At 54.0% G+C, this 23,578-nt stretch carries 19 protein-coding genes; 9 read left to right on the top strand and 10 right to left on the bottom strand.

Annotation, left to right across the window (positions count from 1 at the left end):
- Positions 1-84: 84 nt before the first annotated feature.
- From K239x_RS02225 to K239x_RS02215, 3 genes are all read left to right on the top strand, one after another.
- Entirely contained in the window at positions 85-3,042 is a 2,958-nt protein-coding gene (locus tag K239x_RS02225; protein ID WP_145416053.1) for a serine/threonine protein kinase, read from the top strand.
- A gap of 227 nt (positions 3,043-3,269) precedes the next feature.
- A complete protein-coding gene (locus K239x_RS02220) occupies positions 3,270-3,677 on the top strand; it encodes a hypothetical protein (protein ID WP_145416052.1) in 408 nt (135 codons plus the stop codon).
- Between the two features lie 219 nt (positions 3,678-3,896).
- On the top strand, positions 3,897-4,586 hold the full coding sequence (locus tag K239x_RS02215; protein ID WP_145416051.1) for a 3-keto-disaccharide hydrolase: 690 nt from the start codon (positions 3,897-3,899) through the stop codon (positions 4,584-4,586).
- Between the two features lie 8 nt (positions 4,587-4,594).
- Here K239x_RS02215 and K239x_RS02210 read toward each other — a convergent pair whose 3' ends face one another.
- Positions 4,595-5,122 (bottom strand): hypothetical protein, encoded by a 528-nt coding sequence (locus K239x_RS02210; protein ID WP_145416050.1) that lies wholly within the window; start codon positions 5,120-5,122, stop codon positions 4,595-4,597.
- A 332-nt stretch (positions 5,123-5,454) separates the two neighbouring features.
- Between K239x_RS02210 and rpmB the strand changes: the two genes are divergently transcribed.
- The 3 genes from rpmB (at position 5,455) to K239x_RS02195 (ending at position 7,262) form a co-directional block, all read left to right on the top strand.
- Positions 5,455-5,727, top strand: a complete 273-nt coding sequence (gene rpmB, locus K239x_RS02205; protein ID WP_145416049.1) for a 50S ribosomal protein L28 — start codon at positions 5,455-5,457, stop codon at positions 5,725-5,727.
- Positions 5,728-5,745: 18 nt separating this feature from the next.
- Complete coding sequence (gene gatC, locus K239x_RS02200) at positions 5,746-6,054, top strand: Asp-tRNA(Asn)/Glu-tRNA(Gln) amidotransferase subunit GatC (RefSeq protein ID WP_145416048.1); 309 nt, start codon at positions 5,746-5,748, stop codon at positions 6,052-6,054.
- 422 nt (positions 6,055-6,476) lie between these two features.
- Positions 6,477-7,262 (top strand): hypothetical protein, encoded by a 786-nt coding sequence (locus K239x_RS02195; RefSeq protein WP_145416047.1) that lies wholly within the window; start codon positions 6,477-6,479, stop codon positions 7,260-7,262.
- Between the two features lie 3 nt (positions 7,263-7,265).
- On the opposite strand, the gene K239x_RS02190 is transcribed toward K239x_RS02195, so the two are convergent.
- The 3 genes from K239x_RS02190 to K239x_RS02180 all read right to left on the bottom strand — a co-directional run bounded on the left by K239x_RS02190 (position 7,266) and on the right by K239x_RS02180 (position 11,601).
- A complete protein-coding gene (locus tag K239x_RS02190) occupies positions 7,266-8,249 on the bottom strand; it encodes a dihydrodipicolinate synthase family protein (protein ID WP_145416046.1) in 984 nt (327 codons plus the stop codon).
- Between the two features lie 91 nt (positions 8,250-8,340).
- A complete protein-coding gene (locus K239x_RS02185; RefSeq protein ID WP_145416045.1) occupies positions 8,341-10,815 on the bottom strand; it encodes a sodium-translocating pyrophosphatase in 2,475 nt (824 codons plus the stop codon).
- A gap of 291 nt (positions 10,816-11,106) precedes the next feature.
- Positions 11,107-11,601, bottom strand: coding sequence for a thioredoxin family protein (locus K239x_RS02180; protein ID WP_419189578.1), 495 nt, complete (start codon positions 11,599-11,601; stop codon positions 11,107-11,109).
- A gap of 357 nt (positions 11,602-11,958) precedes the next feature.
- On the opposite strand from K239x_RS02180, the gene K239x_RS02175 reads away from it, so the two are divergent.
- The 3 genes from K239x_RS02175 (at position 11,959) to K239x_RS02165 (ending at position 15,826) form a co-directional block, all read left to right on the top strand.
- Positions 11,959-12,474 (top strand): RNA polymerase sigma factor, encoded by a 516-nt coding sequence (locus K239x_RS02175; RefSeq protein ID WP_419189577.1) that lies wholly within the window; start codon positions 11,959-11,961, stop codon positions 12,472-12,474.
- Positions 12,471-13,874, top strand: coding sequence for a hypothetical protein (locus K239x_RS02170; RefSeq protein ID WP_145416043.1), 1,404 nt, complete (start codon positions 12,471-12,473; stop codon positions 13,872-13,874). Before K239x_RS02175 ends, K239x_RS02170 begins: the two co-directional genes overlap by 4 nt.
- 353 nt (positions 13,875-14,227) lie before the next feature.
- Positions 14,228-15,826: a collagen binding domain-containing protein gene (locus K239x_RS02165; protein WP_145416042.1), complete on the top strand. Its 1,599-nt coding sequence runs from the start codon at positions 14,228-14,230 to the stop codon at positions 15,824-15,826.
- A gap of 141 nt (positions 15,827-15,967) precedes the next feature.
- Here the strand turns inward: K239x_RS02165 and ruvA are convergent, their stop codons facing one another.
- The 6 genes from ruvA to K239x_RS02135 form a co-directional block, all read right to left on the bottom strand.
- The gene (gene ruvA, locus K239x_RS02160) at positions 15,968-16,591 is read right to left on the bottom strand and encodes a Holliday junction branch migration protein RuvA (RefSeq protein ID WP_145416041.1); all 624 of its coding nucleotides are present in this window, start codon (positions 16,589-16,591) and stop codon (positions 15,968-15,970) included.
- Between the two features lie 197 nt (positions 16,592-16,788).
- Positions 16,789-17,784, bottom strand: coding sequence for a sugar phosphate isomerase/epimerase family protein (locus K239x_RS02155; protein WP_419189576.1), 996 nt, complete (start codon positions 17,782-17,784; stop codon positions 16,789-16,791).
- 47 nt (positions 17,785-17,831) lie between these two features.
- Positions 17,832-19,004, bottom strand: a complete 1,173-nt coding sequence (locus K239x_RS02150) for a Gfo/Idh/MocA family protein (protein ID WP_419189575.1) — start codon at positions 19,002-19,004, stop codon at positions 17,832-17,834.
- A 104-nt stretch (positions 19,005-19,108) separates the two neighbouring features.
- Positions 19,109-20,773 carry a HEAT repeat domain-containing protein gene (locus tag K239x_RS02145; protein ID WP_145416040.1) on the bottom strand — a complete coding sequence of 555 codons (1,665 nt, stop codon included), beginning with the start codon at positions 20,771-20,773 and terminating at the stop codon, positions 19,109-19,111.
- Between the two features lie 110 nt (positions 20,774-20,883).
- Positions 20,884-22,542: an ABC transporter permease gene (locus K239x_RS02140; protein WP_145416039.1), complete on the bottom strand. Its 1,659-nt coding sequence runs from the start codon at positions 22,540-22,542 to the stop codon at positions 20,884-20,886.
- Positions 22,539-23,549, bottom strand: coding sequence for an ABC transporter ATP-binding protein (locus K239x_RS02135; protein ID WP_419189574.1), 1,011 nt, complete (start codon positions 23,547-23,549; stop codon positions 22,539-22,541). The genes K239x_RS02140 and K239x_RS02135 overlap by 4 nt, the downstream gene beginning before the upstream one ends.
- Between the last annotated feature and the right edge of the window lie 29 nt (positions 23,550-23,578).

Genomic DNA, 23,578 nt, shown 5'->3' with positions numbered 1-23,578 from the left:
TGCCGCAAAGGGCGGTAGTTTTTCACGTGTCACAGCTGTCCAAGCCCGATCGTTTCAGATCCCTCATCCATCTGTGCCACTGTCATGAATCCCGACGAATCGATTCCAACCGATGCGTCGACTGTGTTCCGAAACGATAATTCAGCATCGGCCACGGACGCGACTCACGATTCGCCACTGCAAGACGTGCCACCACACCTGCTCCAAGACGGCGAATATACCGATGGCATGGACATTGCCAAGACTGTCATACGCGAAGGATCCGCAGAGGGCGATTCAAGCCCGTCGCGCCGTGCCGCCGAGGCGTTGAACCGAACGCCCGCGTCGATCACACGAATCCTACTTGGCAAACAGCTGAATCACTTTTCGCTCGAAGAACTTATTGGCGGCGGTGGCATGGGGGCGGTGTTTCGCGCCCACGATGAACAACTTGACCGTGAAGTCGCGATCAAGGTCGTTCCCTTCGCCGGCGACGACGCTGATCTGCAACGTCGATTTCGCAACGAAGCCCAAAGCGCTGCCAAGCTTGATCACCCCCGAATCGCTCGTGTATTCGACGTCGGCAATCAAGACGATTGGTACTACATCGTCTTTGAATATGTCAAAGGAACGAACATACGTGACTTGGTCAATCGCTCGGACGTTCTGGCGATCGACGATGCGGTTTACTACACCTGTCAAGTCGCCGAAGCACTCCAGCATGCATCCGATCGCGGCATCGTCCACCGCGATGTCAAACCGTCCAACGTGCTGATTGATTCGGACCGCGAGGTCAAGCTGGTCGACATGGGCTTGGCCCGTAGCGACAAGATGGACATGAGCCACGAAGACCTAACCGCCAGCGGCGTGACTTTGGGAACGTTTGACTACATCTCGCCTGAGCAAGCCAAGGATCCGCGGGCAGCCGATTTACGAAGCGACATCTATTCGCTGGGATGCACGCTGTATTTTATGCTGACCGGCCAGCCGCCCTACCCGGGCGGCACGATGCTGCAGAAATTACTCAACCATGGCAATTCGCCTCCGCCAGACGCGCGGCACTATCGCAACGGCGTCAGCTACGAATTAGCCGCAGTGATCCAAAAGATGCTGGCCAAAGACCCCGGTCAACGCTACCAGACGGCAACGGAATTGGTTTCCGATCTTCGCGAAGTCGCTTTCCGCGAAGGACTGATGCGATCCCAGGGCGTCGCATTCACAGCTGTCAGTGCGGCCAATCCAGTTGTGTCATGGCTTGAGCACAATTCACCCTGGTTGGTCCCGTCGACTCTGCTGTTACTGGGCGCTGCATGGCTGCAATTTTCGTCTGCGGTATCACGTAAAGAATTCAACATCGCGCCACCCCAAGCCGCGGAACTGGCATCCGCAATTGCAGCCCCCGACCGCACAAACTCGCTACCAAGTCCCTCACCAAACGATCCCAACGTAGTCCTTGAAAACGGCTCTCGCGCGAACCTGACCAATGCTGCCCCACGCGTCGCGGCCCCTGTGAATGCCGGGGCGATTGCCCCCGATTCCATGCTCGCCACTGAAACACTCGGTGGTGCGTCCGCGCGATCGCCGCGCCCCGAAGACCCGCCCAGTCTGACGAACCTCCCTGTTCCAAGTGAACTAGAAACGCCGACCAGGGCGATGTCTGGAGCAGCAGCAGATTTGGCTTCGGCAGACTCAGTGCCCAACGATTCCCCCACCAACGATCGCGACGCGCTGATGCCCAGCGCGAACGTCGATTTTTCGAGCGACGATCCCGCTTTTCAAAGTCCAACGGTCGTCGAATTTCCGAGGCTGATCCGACTGGTGAGCGCTGAGTCGGCAGTCGACTCGCTGGGAGATCCGATCGAACGTGATCTGGATGGAGCGGCCATCACCAGCAGTTTGGCCAAGGCTCTGGATCTGGCGGACCAGTACGATGTATCGCGAATCGAATTGGCAACCGCAGTCATCTACAGCGAACCGGTAACGATTCGACGTGATGGCCTGACGATCGCGTCGGCGATTGGTGGTTCTTCCATTGTCTTCAAAACCCCTTCGTCGTTGGCATCGAATCCCGCACAGATGATCGACCTGGGATCCAATAAAACGGAATTCGATGACATCCACTTCGTCTGGGATGTTCCCGTTTCACAGACTGCCGACAGTGCCCTGATCCGAATGTCGTCCAATCGATTGGTGCGACTGACAGACTGCAGCATCACGATAGGCAACGCGGCAGGCACCAGTGAAGTGTGTGCGTTTGGTGTTTCCGCCAAAATCGATGACGAACCTGCGATCGTCAACGAAGACGCGACGGCCGATGAGTCGTTACCGTTGGTTGGAATCCAAATGTACAACGTGATCGTCCGCGGACAGATCAGCATGATCAAACTGGACGATGCGGCAGCGTTGCAATTGCAATGGGAAAACGGACTGCTGGCTATCTCCGGATGCATGATTGAAATGCCAGGAGCGATGAACAAGCCTTCCATGACGTCCAGCGCGATTCAAATCTCATTACGACAACTGACATCCCATACACCCAATGGTTTGCTGAAGATGACTCTTCAACCGAACAAACCTTATCCCGTGATGATTGATCGCGACGTATCCAACTGCGTCTTTGTTGTGGACAAAGGGAAGTCGCATGTTCAAATCAGCGGTCTCGCTTCGATCGACGACGAGATCGAATTTTTGAAAACGCGAGGAGAAGCCAACGCATACGAAGTGGATCGCGTGATGCTCTCGCTTGACGATCTGCTTGGAAATTCAAAACAGGTTTCGATACGAGACCTAGCCGCACAGAGTCCGCCGTGGTGGGACGAACGTTCCACTCGCTGGACCATTTGGTGGAAACAGCATTTTACCGACGACTCCGACAATCCCTTCGCTGAGCCCCAGGAGTTGTCGGATGTTCCTCCTGACCAACGGACTGAAGTGAACTATCGGCAAGACGGGGCCGTGTTTGGAGGGTTTGACGAAAATTCGCTCCCTCAGCTTCCTTTTGAGTCCGATAACAGTGGTCTGGACATTCCCTTGAGTGGTGTCCAAACAAGTGGAAAACTTTAAATTCGCCGCGGAACAGCCTTCCGATTTGACTTTTGCTAAGTTTTTGCACTTAATAAGGCCTAGCGAAGTTTGCGCCCCACGCTTTGAAATCTAGACCGTTTTGAGACCGAAACGGATCTCTTTCGTGGCAAGTCGTCGCGATTCCTACCTACGCCCTACCCACTTTGTCCGCTTTGTTGCCGGCGCGCAACGACAGACAACACTTATTCAAACCTGGAGAATATTGCATGAGACGAGTAGCCGTCCTATTTGCCGTTCTTGTCGCTTCGATGTGGCTGACAGCTTCACCCTCACTGGCAATCAGCGAGTTCGGAAAGCAATGGAAAAACCACTACCTAGGTGGAGACGATGTCGACAAAGACTTTGTCAAAGCTGGCCGTAAAGCTGGTTGCTATGTCTGCCACGTCAAAGGCAAGGAAAAGAAAGAGGCTCGCAACGAGTACGGTGAAGCCGTCCACAAGTTCCTGAAAGGCAAAGACTTCCCCAAGGATTACATCAAAGAGAATCCCGAGGAGGCAAAAAAGAAGATCCTCGAAGGTTTTAAGAAAGCCGGCGAGTTGAAGAGCAAAGACGAAATGAAGTTTGCCGAAAAAATCAAAGCGAACAAATTGCCCGCCACTGATTCAGGGCTCTAAGATCGTTTGAATTCTGGATTTAGTAAAATCACGAAATGCTTGTTAGCTCGAAAGAGCTGACAAGCATTTTTTTGTATTACAATCTTGTCCTTAGATATCCCGCTCAAGACAGCCAACACAAGTTGGCCCATCTAAAAAAGTCAGCAGCCAACCGGTGCACCGAAATCCTTTTTACCGGTTTGCCGTACCCACCCATTACCCCCACCTGAGAACAACTTGATGACATCACTGTCGCTTCGCTCTTTGTCACAGACCTGCTGCCTATTGGTGATTGCAACCGCAATCGCATGCATCAGCACCACGCCAACATCGGCGCAACAACCCAAAACCGAAGACGGATTCACGTCGATTTTTGACGGCAAAACGTTAGAGGGCTGGAAGAAGGCTGCCGAAAACGAAGACGCATGGAAAGTCGACGACGGCAAGTTGATGTGCGATGGAGAACGATGTCACCTGTTCTATTCGGGGCCGCTGGCTCCGATGAAGAACTTTCACTTCAAAGCCGAAGTGATGACGACGCCAGGTAGCAACGCGGGCATTTACTTTCACACCAAGTACCAAGATACCGGTTGGCCCAAGCATGGATTTGAGTGCCAAGTAAACGTATCGCACAAAGACCCAAAGAAGACGAGCAGTCTGTACTCCGTCGAAAACGTTGACGCCAAAACATTGGCCGACATGAATGTCAAAGACAACGAGTGGTACACGCAAGAGATTATCGTGCAGGGCCGCCGGATTCAGTTGATTGTCAACGGAAAGACTCTGGTCGACTATACCGAAGCCGAAAACAAAGAGCCATTTGACAAGAACTTTGAAAGACGACTTGGCGAAGGCACGTTTGCCCTGCAAGCCCATGACCCGAAAAGCAAAGTCTACTTTCGCAATCTGCGAGTCAAGAAACTGGACTGATTGGCTTTCTATAGCCCCATCGCTTTGCTTAACAACGACTGAACCATGTCATTGGTGTATCGCGATACTTGGATGCGGTCACCCGGTCGCAGCGCATAGTCCGTCTCCGGACGGACTTCCTCGTGACTGCCATTCATCCGTACTGGCAATCGCAAACCGGTCGGCGACGGCGGTAGGTGCCGAAACACCACGACGTCCACGGCACCGATGGATTTGAGCACACCCGATTGGCGAAGCAGATCACTCACCAAGACGCTCTCGCCCTCAGACGGTAGCGGTAAAATCCGAACCGGATCGGAGTCACCTTGGACGTTCAACACAATCGCATTTTGCTTCAATGCTTGCCGAACGGCATAGTAGTTCTTTTCGTTCACGGCCCCATCGGACAACACGCTCGGATCCACACCGACGTACTCCGATCCCTGATCTGAACCGGCAAACTTGGGCAATCGCAGTCCCGTACAGCCCGTTAGCATCACGCAAATGACGGCCCCGAGAACCGTGATGGCAGGCTGAATGTCTTTGTACTTGGTCATGTCAGGACACACTCTGGTAGTTTTTTCCGGTTGCGGAAGCTGTCGCATCTGCGAGAGCTATCGGGACTGATCGTCTCGACGACGCCCCGATCTTGAGTATTTTGCAAAAAAACACTCAAGCGAGGTCAGATTTCATGATCGCGTCCAGGGCAGTCAAATGGCTCGGTAGCGGCCAAATGAATCCCAAAACGGCTAATTTCCACGCAGAATAGGCGATTTAGAAGCCATAAGACGGTCTTTTCATCCTTCCGCTGCACCGGGATGCTTTGTATATTGCCGAGCCACCCAATACAAAAATACTGATCATCTCAGAGTGATAGCGGAGAATCCCCATGGCACGTCAATGCGAAGCCTGCGGCAAAAAAGTCCAAATGGGCAACCGAGTCGAAACACGCGGTAAAGCCAAGTATCTAGGCGGCGTTGGTACCAAAATCACTGGTATTACACGGCGTAAATTCGTGCCTAACCTGCAAAAGGTGCACGTCACGATGCCGACCGGCGAAAACAAGTCGATGCGAGTTTGCACCCAGTGCATTCGCAGCGGTGCAATCCGCAAAACGGTGAAGACAAAGCCGTTCGACGTCAGTGGCGGTAAGCCCAAATAGTTTCGATCGGAAACAACCATGGCACTCTCTGAGCTTGAGGTCCGCAAACTCGCGTTGTTAGCGAGACTGGAACTGTCCGATGACGAAGTGCGCAAGTTGGGACCTCAAATCGACAGCATCTTGGGTTTTGTAAACCAACTGTCGGAATTGGACACGGAAGACGTGCAGCCGATGACCACGGCATTGGACGTTGATAACCGCTGGCGAGCGGACGTAGTGACTGCAGGCTTGTCCAACGATCAAGCCCTGCACAACGCACCGTCCCGCGACGACGAGTGTTTTCGAGTGCCTGCAGTCTTGGGCACCGCTGCGGCAAAGAACGCTTAGTCAAAATTGGCACCGCAGCTTTCAGGCTGACCTTCTTGTGCGATTGGTTTTGCAATTCATTGCAATCTTTACACACATCGCGACGTCCCGTTTTGTTTTTCGCGGATAGGTTTTGCGCTATTTGCTATGCGTTGGTGTGAAACAGGTTGTGAAACCAGTTTTGGCATCGATCTTGCATTCATCCTTCGTCACTGGTTAACACCAGTTGGACAAGCTAATTCGGTTTCTCAGTTGCCTGGCTGTTTCGGCAGCCCAAGTGCAAACGAGCCGAAACTCCTAGGGATTGTGAGACACCAATGGTTCGCTGTTTTTTGACGTCGTTAATGCTTCTCAGTTGCGGACTAATCGCCAGTCCACAAGCGAGCGCGCAGTTCCCCCGAGTTGCTCCTTCAGCCGACTCCGCAGCCGCGCGAATGCGACCAGTGGGATCGCCTAGTGCCGTGGACCAATTCCGCCGCGGAAATCGTTTTCAAGAAACGGCGTACGACCGCTCGCTGTCGAACCCGAACGCCCGCTACGAACGTTCGCCGTCTACCAACGTGCGACAAGTTGCGATGTTGCAGCAAGACGGTGGCTTTCGCTCGCCACCGCTGCCCGAAAGCCAGCCTGGCAATTTTGCGATCCCAGGAGGCCCGGGGGGTAATACGGCGGCAATGACGCAGCCAAGACAGCCTGGACAAAACCTGCTTCAGCCACAGCCCATGCCGAATCTACAAGGCCAGCCGCTGCCATCGAATCCAAATGCGTCGCTGCCGTCCAACCCCGCTCTCGCTAGCTCAGGAGCGATACTCAGCCCCAGCGACATGGCTCCCATGCCACGGCCGAACCTAGGCTCCGCGTTTGCGACGGTCGACAACTGCAACTGTGTTTCACCTGCCAGCGGTTACTCCGCTGCCTCAGGCATCGGGTGCGGCTCTGGTCTCGGATACATCTCGCCCGCCAGTTGCAACACTCCAGTCACACCCGGGTATCTTCCTCAGAACTACGGATACGCGGCTCCTGCAGCTCAAATCCCAGGACCAGCCGTGATGCCTGTACAGCCAGGGTTCGCGACCGGAAATCTCACTACAGGAAGCGTTCCGCGTGCGTTGATCTCGCTTGGTCAGCAAAACTATCAAGTCCAAGTTGGACAAGGCCTGTGGGGCCAACCGGTTGCCTACGTTCCTGGGCAGTCGATTCGCAACTGGGTGCGATACTTCTTTCCTTAGACGCTATCCGCTGACGATCTGCGACATCACGCGTTGAACGATCTCTTCGATCGTTCCGGTGGGAAGCGACTGTTCCGACGGAAAGTCCGCGACGTTGGCGACCAACGCATCGATCTCCTGTTGAGTCCTCGCGACTGCTTCTCGCTGTGAATCCGACAGCGGTACTCGCCCCGGACCAAGGTCCCAACCGCGCGACCTGACTCCGGCACGGAATCCTTCGGGAAATTCACCGACGCCAATCATGGCATCGAACAACGGCAACAGTTGATACTGCAACTGCATCGCCAATTCGACATTGCCAGCCTTCGCAGCACGGTGGAGAGCCCGCGTCAATTCAGGGACGACACCACTTGTCGCGTTGGTCCCTCCGTCAACTCCAGCGATCAGGAACGGAGCCAACGAAGCATCCCAACCGGTCAAGAAAGAAAAGTCATCCCGAATGGGTCGGATCGCTGCCATCATTCGCAGCATGTTGGGGAGATCGCCTGAACTGTCTTTGATCCCGATCACTCGCGGACATTCGGATGCCAAGCGGATCACGGTGCCAACTTCGATGGGCGAAGCAAACAGAGGAATGTTGTACAGCGTCACATCGACAGACACCGTGTCAGCGATCTCGCGAAAATAAGCGTAGACGCCCTGCTCGCTCAATCGATAATAAAACGGAGCCACGATCGCGACGGCACGCACGCCCATTTCGCCGTAAGCCTCACAAGCCGCAATCGTTTCCTTGACGTTGGCTTCGGCAGCCCCCGCTAAGATCGGAACTCGGCCAGCGGCCTGGTCGACAACAATTTTTACAATGCGCCGTCGTTCTTCCGCTGTAAAACGAACGAACTCACCGGTACTACCGTTCGGGTAAAGGCCATCGACGCCGCGGTCAATGAGCCAGTCGACGTAGCCTCGAAACGTAACTTCATCGATACGGCCCAACGAATCAACTGGCGTGATATTGGGTGTTAAGATCCCTGAGATTCGGTCTGACATAAATTGGTATCAAGTGGCAATCGGATAGCCGCAGCACCCACAGGCCTGAAATCAGGAACACGTCGGAAGCGAATGCTGCTTTTACACTTCGTTAAAAAATGCCCATCGCGACCAGTGAATAGCGCACAATCAATCCGGCAACGACGACGCTGACCATACTCATCAGTTTGATCAGGATATTCAAGCTCGGACCGCTAGTATCTTTGAACGGATCGCCCACCGTGTCTCCCACAACAGCCGCCTTGTGAGCCTCGCTGCCCTTTCCGCCGTGATGATCCGCCTCGATGTATTTCTTGGCATTATCCCAAGAACCGCCACTATTGGACATGAACACCGCCAAGCAGAATCCACTGGTCAGGCATCCAGTCAACAGTCCCAGCACGCCAGCAACGCCCAACAACAACCCCACCACGATCGGCATCAACAGTCCAAGCAAACTGGGCAGAATCATCTCACGCTGGGCGGCAATCGTACTAATCGACACCGGCCGTTCGTAATCCGGTTTGACACTGCCATCTAAAATCCCGGGATTCTCCGCAAACTGTCGTCGAACCTCGATCACCATCCCCTGTGCCGCTCGACCAACCGATTTCATCGTCATCGCACAGAACAAGAAAGTGCTCATCGCGCCCAAAAACACGCCCACCAGCACACGCGGGTTCATCAGGGTTGCGTCGTAGTAGTATAAAAAATCTCGCAAGTTGGCGTCTTTGACCGAGATGATCGACGAATCCGTCGCTGTTAGTTTTCCGTAGTTCGAATCCCCTGTTGCGGGCGTGATTTCGACCACGCTGTTGTTTTCCAAATCACGCCATGCATTATTCGCTTGGGTCGATGTGCCTACCGATGGCAAGACCATGAAGACTGTCGCCTGATCGTCTGATCGTTCCAACAAAAGATCATTCGTCAGCTTATAAACACCGTCCGTTTCGATCACCTCGGCGACATCGTCACCCCAGCGTTCAAATCCATCACGAACGCCTTCGACATACGCAGCCAGCAGCGCCAACGCAGTCAGAGCTGCCGAGCCAATCGCAAACCCCTTCCCGGTCGCCGCCGTCGTGTTGCCAAGGCTATCGAGTGCATCCGTGCGATCGCGGACGATGTCATCCAGACCTGACATTTCCGCATTGCCACCCGCGTTATCAGCAATCGGTCCGTAGGCATCGGTGGCCAGCGTGATCCCCAGCGTGCTAAGCATCCCGACCGCGGCAATACCCACACCGTAAAGCCCAAGCGAAAAGTATGACACGTCGTAGAAGTTCACTCCGTTCGCACAAGCAAACGCGCCCAACATCGCCATGCAAACAATGACGACAGGAACCCAGGTGCTCAACATACCGTCGGCGACGCCACCGATGATGATGGTGGCCGCCCCCGTCTCTGCTTGTTCAGCCAGTTTTTGTGTCGGTTTGTATTCATCGCTTGTGGAATACTCAGTCCATTTACCGATCGCCCAACCAGCCGCCAAGCCAATGATGATGCTAAATGCAATGCCCGGAACAAAGCCGAAAAGAACCGTGCCGGGTACCTTGGGCATCAACCAGATTGCCAAAAAGATCGCCGCAACGCTGACCAACATTGCCGAGCGATTGATTCCCTTGGCCAACGCATCCAAGAGCGCCTTCTGCGAAAGCTCTTCGCCTGTTTTCACAGCGTAGATACCAACGACCGACAGCAAAATCCCGATGCCAGCGATCGCAAGCGGCAGCAGCAACGCGTTCAATTGTGCGTCGATCACTTCGACACCTTCTGGCAATAATGCCGGCGAACTAAATGCTGCCACGCCCAGTGCAGACGCAGCCAAGATCGATCCGCAATAGGACTCGTAAAGATCCGCCCCCATCCCAGCGACGTCGCCCACGTTGTCACCCACGTTATCGGCAATCGTCGCAGGGTTCCGTGGCGAGTCCTCTTTCATACTTTGTTCGACTTTGCCAACCAAGTCAGCACCGACATCGGCCGCTTTGGTAAAGATCCCGCCACCGACACGCGCAAAAAGTGCTTGAGCACTGGCCCCCATTCCGAATGACAACATCGCGACCGAAATTTGCTGCAAACTCATCGCCGAATCTTCGCCGCGCACCATCGGCAAAATCCAATACAGAATTGCAAACCAAATGCAGATGTAGATCAGTCCCAAACCGACGACCGTCAAACCCATCACCGCACCACTGCGAAAAGCGATTTGCAATCCATCGTTCAGCGAGCGTTGTGCCCCCGCTGCCGTCCGGCTACTCGCCTGAGTCGCTGTTTTCATCCCGAACCAACCGCATAGTCCGCTAAAGAATCCGCCGGACAAGAACGCGATGGGGACAAAAACGTTCTGCACTTTGAGAACAAACGCTGCGATGCAAAGCAGAATCGCGACAACAACAAATACGATCGCTACCCATTTGTATTGCTGTTTCAAGTAAGCGTTGGCGCCCTGACGTACGCTCTCGGCAATCTCCTTCATCAGGTCATTGCCTTCGTCCGCCGCCATCATCTCGCCATAGAATTTCTTTGCCCAATACAGAGCTGCGAGTGACGACAACGTTGCGATCAGCCAAACAATAACTGCCATGATCTCAATCCTTGTTGCATGAGTTCGTTGCTTGGTGCGAATCGGCGGCCAACACCGCGACGAAAACAGGCACCGCGAAAGCCAATTTCAAATCGTCATAAAGACGATATTATTGACCAACTTCCTGTTAATCTAGTGGGCATTGCCTCCAGTAGGGACCCACAACGGTATTTAAATGTTCTTTAGGCAGTAATTGGTTTGCATAAAAAAAGCCCAGCTCCAAACAAATGGAACTGGGCAATTAGAAATAGGAATAACGACGACGATCAAGTTCGTTGGCTTCTCACGCGACTAGTGAACAGCCTGAATACCGGGAGCCTTCGTGACCCGGTTCCGATTGGCTTCTGCCAAAAATGATTGCAGTGCTTCAGGAGGCTGATAGCCAACTCGGTGCCCGATGACCTTACCGTTTGGCGTCCCTAGCAACGTCGTTGGAAACGTATCGACACTGATACGACTGAGCGTCTGACGATTCCGAAGTTTGTTGAGTCGGATGGCAACGAACTTGCCAGCCAGACGTTGCTGAACCGACTGATTACACCACGTGTTCTGTTTCATGGCGTCACAATAAACGCAGTCTTGCGTCGTAATGTAAATCACCATTGGCACGCCACGTCGTTTGGCCTCACGCCAACCCGACTGCAAACTCGTGTGCCATGCCACGGGCGTTTGCTCCGCGGTGCTTGCCTGCTCGCGAATCGACACCGGCATGTCGGCGTGACTATCGGCGGCACAAAAAAACAACAGACAGGATCCGAATCCCAACAAGACCATGATTCTTTTCACGGCGGTTCTCCAATAAGAAGATAAGTTACAAGCCGCGAAGTATAACCACATCCTAGGAGGCTTGCGCACAATGCAGCGACTTTGCGGCACGCTTGGACAGTCTCAGCCGTTGTCAGTCATGACTGGCTATCTTTCAAACAGACAAAACGCAAGTGAACCGCGTTTGGATGCGCGATTTCGACCGCTGGGCCAGACCGCACCCCCCTCGGGCAATCATGGCCTCGGCAAAAAATGAGGCTGTCATCTGTAACACTCCGCAGAGATAGACGACTACAAGTGCAAGCGGCGACGCGTCGCGAGTCGAAACGAGTTTTGTCGAGTTCCACAAGACTTCGCAGCCGAAGGCAACCCGCTGTCATGACGGACATGGATTCTCTGGTGACCGAGCACGCTGACGCTGTCTGGCGAACCGTCAACCGTGTACTGGAAAATCAAGATGATGCACGGGAGTGCTACCAGCAGACTTTTCTTGACGCGTTTCAAATGGACCGAGACGGTGTTCGCAACTGGCGATCAGTTCTTTGCCAGATCGCTTTTCGGCGTTCAATGGATTGCCTGAGGAGGCGCTATCGCGACCGGGACAAGCTGCCGCAAATGGCAGTCGCCCTCGGTGAAGACCTTCCGCCGGACAAACGGCTGATCCAGGCAGAGGTCCGGGCTTCGGTTCGCCGTGTCCTTGTGACACTTCCCGTTGCTCAAGCAGAAGCATTCTGGCTGCGACATATCCAGCAGCTTTCAACCAACGAAGTTGCGATTCAAATGAAATTACGTCCCGGCCACGTCCGCGTTTTGATCCATCGAGCCATCCGAACGCTTCGCAACGAACTGGGATCTCAATACGAGTTCGCATCGCAAACAGGAAACACAAAATGAATGCCATGACTCCGGAGTATTCCGACGATGACTTTGCTGGATCCCTGCGAAACGCATTTGATGATCAGCCGATCCCGCCAAAACCATTGGATCGCGATGTTCTCGCCAAAGTCACCGCTTCGACATGCGAGCCCGAAACACCGCGCCCGTTCGCTTGGAATGGACACTCAAGATTTTCGCAAATGGCCGCGTTAATCCCGGTCGTCGCAGCGAGCCTTGTTTTGGTCGTCGCGTTTTGGCGCACCGAGACACCAACGGCTTCAAACGAAGCTGTCGAACGCCCAAAAAACGCCGTGGCTCAACAGCCGATCCAATCAGAGATTCCAAAGCAGAATCCCGTCTCGCAACTTCCGGACGGTCCCAATCTGCTTCAAGACAAAGTCATTGACGCTGAGATCTCAACGGTGCATGACAAGTCCGTTGCAAAGCCCGATCCGCAAACGCCGCAGCAGAATCAAGAGTCTAAACCGACGCCCGAGAATCAGGAGAAAATCGAAACCAACCGCATTCAGTTTCAATTCTTGAGTGCAAAAACAGCTTTCGCATCGCTTACGAATTACGCTCTCAGTATCGATCAATTAAAGAATGGTCCGTTCAAGGATGTGCGATTTGAACTAGACGAACGCACCAATTCGATCGTCTTTCACTCGCCGTACAGCAAGACCATCGAGATCGGCATGCAATTGGGCAGACTCGATGTGGAGGCCGCTTTGGACATCATCGATGACACCACCGTGCCATCCACCTTGATGTCTGCTGTTCGACTCACCAATGCGTGCGTAGCCCTTAAACGCTGGGATGCCATCAAACTGACAGACGCTTTCCAGCCGTATTTATCGAACGAACGAAACGCCACCCTGCGGGCTTTCCAAAGTCTCGGTCTCCCCAAGGGAGTCAAGTCACTCAGGTTGGGCCCCGGCAAACGACGCCAATGGTTAAGCTCACCAGAGACGGTCGCGTACACGTACATTGTGGACTTCCCCGACCTGCTTACTGACATGAAACGCTTTGTCGATGCACTTTTGGGCGAAGAGATTTTTGACGACATGCTCGATGGGATTCGCGATGACCCCGCGGGACCACAAATCGACATTCGCGAAGTCGCCAAGTCGATGGACTTCGAACTGGTCTTAGTCGCCAAGCAGTCCCGGGAAGGCAACCGAAAAGACTCGACGATGTTCGCCATGTCACTGAAGCAATCTGCCCCGGTCGCCCAAGCCCTCGAACGCGTGATGGCGGTCGAACCAGATAGTGCCAAACAGAGCATCGGCGGAACGAATATCTACATCATTCAACGCGGCGATGAACCCGCAAAAGCGACTTGCATCGCCGGCGATTGCCTCGTAATCGGTGACGCGAACTTGGTGCGCGAATCGATCCTGAGGTTTGACAAACGTTGAGCAATGCTTCCCACATCACGTTGATTCGCGTCGTAGTCCCGCGAATCCGCTCGCATGGCGAGACGACGCTTAGACGTCAGCCGTGCAACCAATTTGTAAAGCAGGCGAAGCCAACTGACGCACCGGTTGGGTTCCGGTTGTCATCTCCGCTGCCACGCAGTTGTCGTGCCGTCTAAATCGTTTCCCAGCAGTGAATTTGCTTTCCCGCTTGGAGAATCAGACGCGGTCGCGGTCTGAAAGAGGCGTGCCCAATGCTGCGATTGAAAGGGAGAATAGAAAACGCGTGCGGGGTTCTTTCAGATTCATTTACAATGAATGGCGTTTAGCAAAAACCATCTCGATAGGACACGCCAATGAACTTCCTAGTTCGCATTGTTGCGTTTTCGATCTGCGCGTCTTTTTCGTGCCTGTCGCTTGTCGCACAAGAAGTCGCCAAGCAGCAGCACGTAAATCTAGAAACGATCCATCAAAACCCAGGCTGGCGTTTCATAACGGACGAGTTCATTCAAGACGTGCGAAGTCGTGCTGAGCAATTACACGGGCCTCGGACAACGGTGCTGGGTGTAGTAGAGCGGCCTGATGCAAGTCCAGCAGCAGGCGCGTTTGTAATGTTGCGAGTCAGGAGCAACAGTTCGTTTGTTTCTCGCTTTCGCCTCGTCAATGGTGTCACGACCCATGCACCATCGGATGTCTTTGCTGTCGGCTGGACGGATCACGCGGGCGTCTTCAAATTCCAGCAACAACCGACTCCATGGATCGAACCCCTGCGCCCGTTGGACTGGGAAATCGTTATTCTCGCGGACGGATGTGCCGTCGAAGTACGCAAATTTCCCGTTCTGGATGGTCGAGCACGAATCGAAAGATTCCAACTTCAACGTTCGTACGGAGTGAAAGGCAAATTGATCGATGCAAATGACCAACCGGTACCCAATGTTACATTCTCATTGATGGAATTCGTCAATCCCTACAGAAACGCAAACGGGTTTGCCGACATCGAGTGGTCATTGCTATTCAGCGAAATCAGTTTCAACGCGACCACAGACAAGGAGGGAGCCTTTGACTTTTCAGGGCTTCCCAAAGACCGGGTTATCTCATTCGTCATGTCACCTTCGGTATCCATCGGTCTGCCGCACACTGTTCGCGTGATGACTTCAACGGACATGGATACGACTGCGTTCATACCCAAAAACCATCCAAGAGTAAAACTGGTTCGCCCCTGCCTGGACCAAGAATTCATGCTTCGTGCTTCTAAAACACACGAAGAGATATCGTCGGCAGTCGAAAAAACAGTCGACCTGGTCGCCAAGCCCAAACCCTCCCTGCCAACAAGAAGTGTCATCGTGAAAGTGGTTGACGCAAAAACAGGCGCAGCAATTCAAGGAGTGGCTGTGAAAACGCATTCAGGCAGTGTTGCTCGCAGAAACAGACTTCGGCTTGAACTTGGCGACCCAGCAACCGATGCAAACGGCAAAGTGGTGCTGAACTTGAGTCCTGAGAAGGATTACACGATCGCGGCGACAGGGCGTTGTTTTGGCTATGTCACTCACTTCGATCGTCTGACCACATCGACAACCGAATACACAACTGACCTGCCCGCGAATCAATGGATTCGCCACCTTAAAAAAGGCAGAGATGATGCCGAAGTCACTTTCGAGATGGCGTCAGTCGCCAAGTCCAAAATTCAGGTTCGCGACGCGCAGGGCAATCCAGTCCAAGCGACGCTCGTCATTTCTCCGGCTGACTACGACGACGGCTACTACCAACTGCCCGAAATCACGACTGACCCAGATGGCATGGCGGAATTTTCCGTACGGCCAGTATTTTTCAACGTGAGAGTCGTTGCAAAAACCGAAGACGGCCGTGTCGGTACTACTTTGCGAGAACTGCCTGCGGATTTTCAGTCCAGCGAAGTCGTATCGGTGATCGTCGAATCACCAGACGCACCAAAGTGATAAGCAGCGACGTCTCGGAAGACAGCGATTCAACTCAATGCCGCAAATGAGAAAGTTAGCCCTGCGAGCCCGGCGTTAGCGACGGGCCTTTCCCTGAATTTCCAATCATTCCGACGCCACAGTCTAGCGGAATCGGTAGCGCTAACTCCCACGCTGGTAGATCGCGGTCAGTAGCGATTCGGTGTCTTTGAACTTCTTGCCACTGATCATGGCTTCGTCGATCAGCTTGCGTGCGTCCGCTTCGCTGTGCCCAAGTGTGACCAGAGCGTCGAAGGTTTCACTGACGACCTGGTTGGCCGACGAATCGATCTCGCCAACACTTTCGCGGTCAACCATCAAAGCGAAGCGTGGCATCTTGCGGCGAAGTTTGGCGATGATGCGTTCGCTGGTCGCTGGTCCGACACCGGGTAGTGCAGACAGTCCTTTAGAATCTTGTTGCTCGATCAAAACCGCCAGTTCCTTGACGGGACGAACCATCGCGCGGAGGGCTTTTTTCACGCCCACGCCGTCGACGCTGCAAAACAGGTCAAAGAACTGCTGCTCCGGCTCCGTCATGAATCCAATCAAACGCGGTGTCAGTCGACCACCCTGGGCGTTTCCTTCGATGTAATCCAGTGTATGAAGCTTGGTCGTCTCGCCAATATGATTCTGAAGTTGGCGACGCGTGTAGTCAGCGACCAGCACCTCATACTCGAACGGCGCTGCTTCGATGATGACAGCGGTTTCGCCAACGCGAGTCAAATTGCCGGTGATGGTAACGATCAAGAGAGTAGTCCTGGTAAGTGTTGCTGTAGTCCTACGACGCCGAGGCGTATCCCGATGGGGGAAGGCCGAGTCAGATCAGCTAGCAAGGGGCAACCCCACGAGCTCGGGGTAGCACAAGCTCAGCGTAGCACGAAAACGGAGTAGCCCGAGCACGATAGCCCAAGAAACATTGCCCCCGCGATACGACGTCGCGCCGGCTACTTTAACCCCAGCATACGGTCCAAGGAATCGGCCGTTTGATAGACCAGAGCTTCCGGAAAATGTTGGTACGGATGAAAGTACTCAAACGTCAAGTATCCGTCGTAGCCCACCGTGTCGAATGCCTCTAGCACAGCCGGCCAATTCGTTGTGCCGTCAAGCAGCGGCCGAAAAGCTTCGAGCGAATGATCGCTGCCCTTTTTAGTGAACTCTTTCAAATGCACGTTCTTAATTCGCTTGCCCAAGATTGGAATCCAGTGTTCTGGGAACTGGTATTCCATGATGTTTCCGGTGTCGAAGTGAACTTGAACGTGTTCGCTGCCAAAGCTGTCCACGAAATCGACCATCTCCATCGGCGACATCAAAAAACCGTTGAAGAAGATGTTCTCCATATTCAAGTAGACGCCTAGCTTCTCTGCCATCGGCAGCAACTTGCCAATTGATTCTCGCGCTCGCGCGTCACAGACATCATTGGGAGTGGGATCGTGGTCTTCTCGCCATGGCATGTGGACAGCACCGGGAACTACCAGCAAATTTTCGGTGCCCAGATCGTGAGCCGCTTGCGTCATCTTGCCCGCCAGCTCCATTCCTTTGGCGCGTTCGGCAGAATCATTGCTGGTCAGCGGATAGGGCCAAAAGAGAAACGAACACAACCCGCTAATTTCGATGCCGATCTCTTCCGCCATTTGGCGAATCGCCACGAACTCTTTTGTCCCCGATTTAGGCGACAAGTCGCTTTCCAAATCGTAGTTCAATTCGATCCCGTCAAAGCCTGCGTCCTTAGCGAGCTGAAGACACTCTTTGAGCGACATCTTGTCGGGGTACGGAAACGCCCACAGGTTGATCGACTTCTTCATGTTGTATTTGCGTTTCGGAGGCGTGTCCGCAGCAACGGCCTTTCTTGCTCCGCCGGCTGCGGCAAACGCCGCGCCACCAAACGCCGCGTACGTCAACAGTTCACGGCGACCAAGGGGTGGTTGAGATTTGTCCGACATCAGAGTGCTCCGCAAGAATAAGATTTGGATGGGACGCTAGCGATGACTTACCAGCTTTGCCAGCTTGATTGATTCTGATTGCTTTGAAGACAGCGATCCATAAATCGTACACCGTCGCGACCGTCGTAAACGCTAGGGTAGATCGTGGAATGACGGTCGACGGATTCGCCACAGTCAATTTCTAATATGTCGTCAAACGCGTTTGAATACACATTGGCAAACGCTTCGAAAAACGCTTCGGGGTGTCCGCCCGGCAAACGACAAGCATCGACTGCTTGGGAAGTCGAATAGTCGGCGTTGGGATTTCGCTCGTAAATCTGAGTGGGGCGTCCAAGTGAGCGCACGAACAGTTGATTGGGTTCTTCTTGACGCCACGTCAACGCGGCTTTGGTGCCGTCGATTTCGATTGACAGATCATTCAGCCGACCGTGGGTCACTTGGCTCCATGTGATCAACCCAGTCGCGCCGCCATCCAGTTGCAACAGAGCGTGCCCATAGTCATCCAACTGGTGATGTTCGGAATAGGACTGCATTCGGCACAGCAGCGATTCAGGTTTCAGCCCGGTCACAAAGCCAGCCAAATGAAATGCATGAGTCCCCACATCACCTAGTGACCCCGCCTGGCCATTGAGGGTCGGATCGGACTTCCAGGCGCCCCGCTGGGGCGTTTGCGTCGCATCCATGCCGTGCATCCACCCTTGCACATAATTTGCGCGGACGGCAATGATCTCGCCTAAATCGCCCTCAGCAATCATTTGCCGAGCCTGCCGCATCATCGGGTAGCCGGAGTAATTGTGAGTCAGTGCAAACACGCGACCGCTTTCCTCGGCTGCCGCGACCACCTGGTCAGCTTCGTCCAAGCCAGTCGTCATGGGTTTGTCGCAGATGACGTGCAAGCCAGCTTTCAGTGCGGCGATCGCTATTGGTGCGTGTGTATGATTGGGAGTGGCGATGGAGACAAAACTGACTCGCTGATCCGCGGGCAACTTCAGTTCGCCTTCGATCAATTCACGATAGGATCCATAGGCTCTGGCTGGATCAATGCCAAACATCGAAGCTGAATCGCGTGATCGCTGCGGATCCGACGACAAAGCACCAGCGACGATTACCGCTCGGTTGTCTAACGTCGCAGCCGTGGCATGAACTTTGCCAATGAAACCGGCGCCCCCGCCTCCGATAAGCCCCATACGAAGCGGAGTTGATTGATTATCGGGAAGCATGGCGGCACCGTGGCGTTGGTTGGGAGACGTGAGATTTCATTACAGGTCGCGTACAGAGCAGCGTGGCCGTTTGCAAAGCCATTGTCACACCTATCGCGACGCTCTCAGGGAATGGCAACGGGGGCCAAAAACCAATCCTCTTGAACCAGGCGTCGGACAGGAATCGGAGGAGTCTTTTCACCAGTCATCTGTTCGATTGCCCAGTAGCAAGCCTGCCCACAACGTCCCGTCCCAACGGATCGTCGTAGGTCAGGCAGCTTGTCTTCCAGTTTCATCCGCCCAAACGCAATGGCACACATCGAGCGAAACCCGTCGTCCTCCGGCTCCATCGAATTGGTATCCATGAATCGACCTTCCAGCATAGACAGCAGCTCCTCGGAAGGCTCTTTTGCGTTAATCAATCCAATCGCCCAGCAGCCAGCCGACCTCGCTTCCATTCCCATGTCAAAATTTTTGGGCAGATACAATCGCAGAACCGCATTGGCGGGAGCATACATCTGGTCGCCAAATGCAACAAATAAATGCGCCATTTGCAGCGACATACCGGGCATGCTGTCGTTGAACTGTCCGTTCATAAATCCGTCGCAAACCGCTTCGGCATGTTGGAGCATGTCGGACAAATACTGGGGGTCGCGCAACTGGGTTAGACCCCAGGCCGAAGCAACTCTGACTTCACCTCGCCGATGACCAAGCAGGTCGACCATGCGGCTGCCAGCAGGTTTGTGGTCCAATTTAGCCATCACCACACACGCTTGTTCACAGCTTCGCCAAGAGTCGTTTTGCATCACTCGCATTGTCTGAGCGATGACTTCTGACCGAAGCTCTTTACTCTCTGCCCATCGCAACAGTCCAGTAGTCACCTCGCGACGAAGCGTAGGATTCACATCGTCCAGGTGCGGTGCGATTGAAGCAATGCGTTCGCGACGAGGATTGTCCAACATCGCGCGAATACAGTGCCGACGAACGTTGACGTCTGGGCTCGCTACCAAATTGTCTGCCAAAGCATCAACTTCGGCGGGGTCGATTTCAAAAAGACGTTTCAAACTGGCTGCCTGCACGACGCTATTGGAATCGGCCGACAGTTTGCCTAACAGTTCGATGGCCTGCGGAGATTTGTCCGAGCTCAACATTGCAACGACCAACAACGCAATGACTCTTGAATCTTTGCTTGAGGGATCCGACGCGGCCAGCTGGGTAGCTCGGCTGAGCGATTGCGACGCTCCGATGGCACCTAGAGCCTTAGCAGCACGTAGTCGCACGGTTGTCTGTTTATCCGGGTCCACGGCGATGCGATAGAGCGCGCTGTCAGCCTCCTTTGCACCAATGGCACCGACGCCATCGATTGCCAACAGAAGCATCGAATCAGTCACGTTTGCCTGATCTAACCGTTCAATCCAGTTCTTCTTGAGGACAGGCGACTTCCATTTCGCAAACGCAGGTTCGACGATGTTGGCGATCCGACTGCCTCGTTCGATGGCGGCGTCCGCAAGCGACTGAGCCGCTTCTATCGATTCTAAAACGACAAGTGTTCGCGCGGCCGACGCAACCGTGTCCAAATCTTGCTGCGGTTGGCTTAGCAGTTCAATCAACGGTGCTTTTGCCTGTTGGACGTCCGCCACACCACGTTCGTGCGCAATCGCGAGCGTGTCGATTGTCAGCCGTCGAAGACCAGCGTCCGACCGATCAAGCGTTTGGATCCATAGAGGCATCAAACCGGATGGAAAAAGCTTTTCGTACTTCGGCACCGCAAGTGCCGGGCGTTCAAACATGGCCAGATCGTATTCAGAAAACGGATCGGCTGCCGTAGTTCGGCTGGGAGCAATTGCTGCGATGCAACCGATTAGCGCCAAGCAAACAACGATTTTCAACAGGAGAGTTCTCATACGGACCGCGTCAGACGCCATGTTTGGATACCCAAAATCACGAGCATGAAAAAGGATACGATTCCCGCAACATACCAAGCCGCGGGCAGTAGGTCGTAGGAAGCAAACCCCGGCGCATTGATCACGCTCAAGGCAGCACCCACGGGAGTGATCAAAAGAGCTTTTTCGACCAGGTTATGGCCAAAGGGTGCATCGCGTCCGAGCCAAAACAAGATCGGCGTCAAAAACAGACCAACGATGACCACGTAAGTCACTGCCGTCGACACAGCCGTCAACCGAAAGAGACTGCCGACTGCCGCGCTAGTCGTCAATGCTAACACGGTCGTCCACAACAGACTGATCAGGACCAACTGCACTTGAAGCCACATGGTCGGGCGGATGTAAATCATCATCAAATAGCCTGGCAGGGTCGCCAGCAACACCAACGCCAACGTCCAAGCCGCACTGAGCATTTTGCCCGACAGAATCTTCAGTGGCGACAACGGTGTCGCACGAAGCAGTTCCCAGCCGCCACCATCTCGCTCACTGCTGATCAAGCCGGATGCAAGACTTGGTGCCAGCAAAACCACCAGCATGACTTGCATCAGCACCAACAGTCCGCCAATCGAATCGACGCCCCATGCCGTCACGCTGGTTGCCGCAAGAAACGTAAGCACCATGGAAATGACCGCACACACGCAGACAAGTCGAATCAGCCATTGTGATCGGCCGAAACGTCGTGAGCGAAATTCCTTGACCATGATCGGATTCATGTACCAAGGAATGCCTGCTTTGCGTCGTTGTGGATCCACCAAGTAAAACAATCGACGAAACGTACGCGATGCGAGAGTTCGGTCGTTGGTGATGATTCCCTGGCTGCGAGATCGATCAAAAATCCGATAGTTCATTCGCGAAAGCGTTAGCAACGCAAACACCACACTGCTAGCGATCGTGACGACCGCAAACCCTGTCAGATTGGGAACATCGCGAAGTCCCGATGACCCAACGCTTCCGTGCCCCATGATTTCCATGACAGCAGGCAGCGGAGACAAATTGCGTACCCAAGATGTCACCGCCGAAATCGAAGCAGTTGCTTGGCTGCCGCGAGTCAACAAGGCTGGAATCAACGAAAACACGAATAGCCCAAGCACCGCGGCATACGTCACGCGAACTCCAGCGTCGGCCGACTGCACCAAACTGCTGACAAACATGCCCAGCGTCGCGTACTGCAGCGAAAGCAAGACCAGCACGACGTACAACAAACCAAGCTGACTGACCAAATCGATGCCACCCATCGCGTAGCAGGCTGCTGCGGCAGGAAGGCTACTTAGGAGCACCAGCACACTGAAGAGCAACACGCCAGAGATCTTGCCGAAATAAATCGCCCAGGGGCTGAGCGGTGAATTCAGCAACAAAGCCAACGTGCCACTGCTTTTCTCGTTGACAATCGACGTGGCCGGAAACGCGGGAACCAGAAAGACGACTCCAGCGAGCAAGCCGTATCCCAGGATGCGAAACACTTCCATTGACTGCGTGCCGCTTAGATCGACGGTGCCCGACGAAGGCCAACGCAACAACACCGCCATCGCAAAAATCGCCGACAACGCCATCAGGATGGCAAACGCTTTCGGGGAACGGAGAATGCCGTAGAACTCACGTTGAACAACCGGGTTCATGTCGCGTCTCCTTGAGCGCCCGCACCCGCCACTGAAAGGAACGCGTCTTCGAGATCCGTTGCCAGTTCGCGAAACTGTGCAATCGCATGGTCGGAAGCTACCAATTGATTTAACAATTCCGACAGTTGGTTATCCGTGAGGCTGGTTTCGAATCGAACCAATGTCTGTGCACTGTCAGCCGTAACCGCTTGCGTTGCTTCGGCGTTCTTGGACTCGAGGCCGGTTGGTTCCTTTTGGTCCAGCCATTTTCGGATTTGCGTTGCGACCGGTTCGACCGATTGCCCATCCAACAACAGCACTTCAAATGTGCGACGTTGTTTGATATCTCGCATGATGTCATCCACCGTGCCAAACGCTCTTAGCTTGCCTTTGGTGATCATCGCTACCAAGTCGCACACCCGTGCCAGTTCCGGCAAAATGTGACTGGTAACAATCAACGTTTTTCCTAGCTCAGCCAATCGCAGCAGGATCTCACGCATGTCGATCCGAGCTTGGGGATCCAGACCGTTTGCCGGTTCGTCCAAGATGATCATCTGCGGATCGTGAATCAGTGTTCGCGCGATAGCGACGCGCTGCTGCATGCCTCGCGAGAGCGCATCGACGAACAGATCTTTCATGTGCGTCGCACCGGCGATCTCAAGTGTCTCATCAATTCGCCGCACCCGATCACGACGTCCGATGGCGTAGGCAGCACCAAAAAAATCGAGGTACTCAGACACTCGCATGTTGTTGTATTTTCCAAAATCATCGGGCATGTAGCCGACGATGCGTTTGATCTTCCGAGAATCGGTCAAACAGTCACATCCCGCGATCGTCGCTCTGCCGCTGGTCGCCTTGGAGAGCCCAACGAGTATGCGAATCGTCGTAGTCTTGCCTGCACCGTTGGGACCGATGAAGCCTAAGATCTGGCCTTTATCAACCTGCATGGACAAGGAATCCAACGCGACGAAATCGCCATAGCGTTTGGTCAAGTTTTCGATCACCACGACGGGCTGTTGGTCAGTCACGATAGCAAGTCCGTTGAGCAGTAAGTGCG

The sequence above is a fragment of the Stieleria marina genome (genome assembly GCA_007741555.1).
In the GTDB taxonomy this organism is placed as follows: Bacteria; Planctomycetota; Planctomycetia; order Pirellulales; family Pirellulaceae; genus K23-9.
Note: the sequence above shows the minus strand (reverse complement) of the source record. Positions and strands in the feature narration are given on the sequence as shown.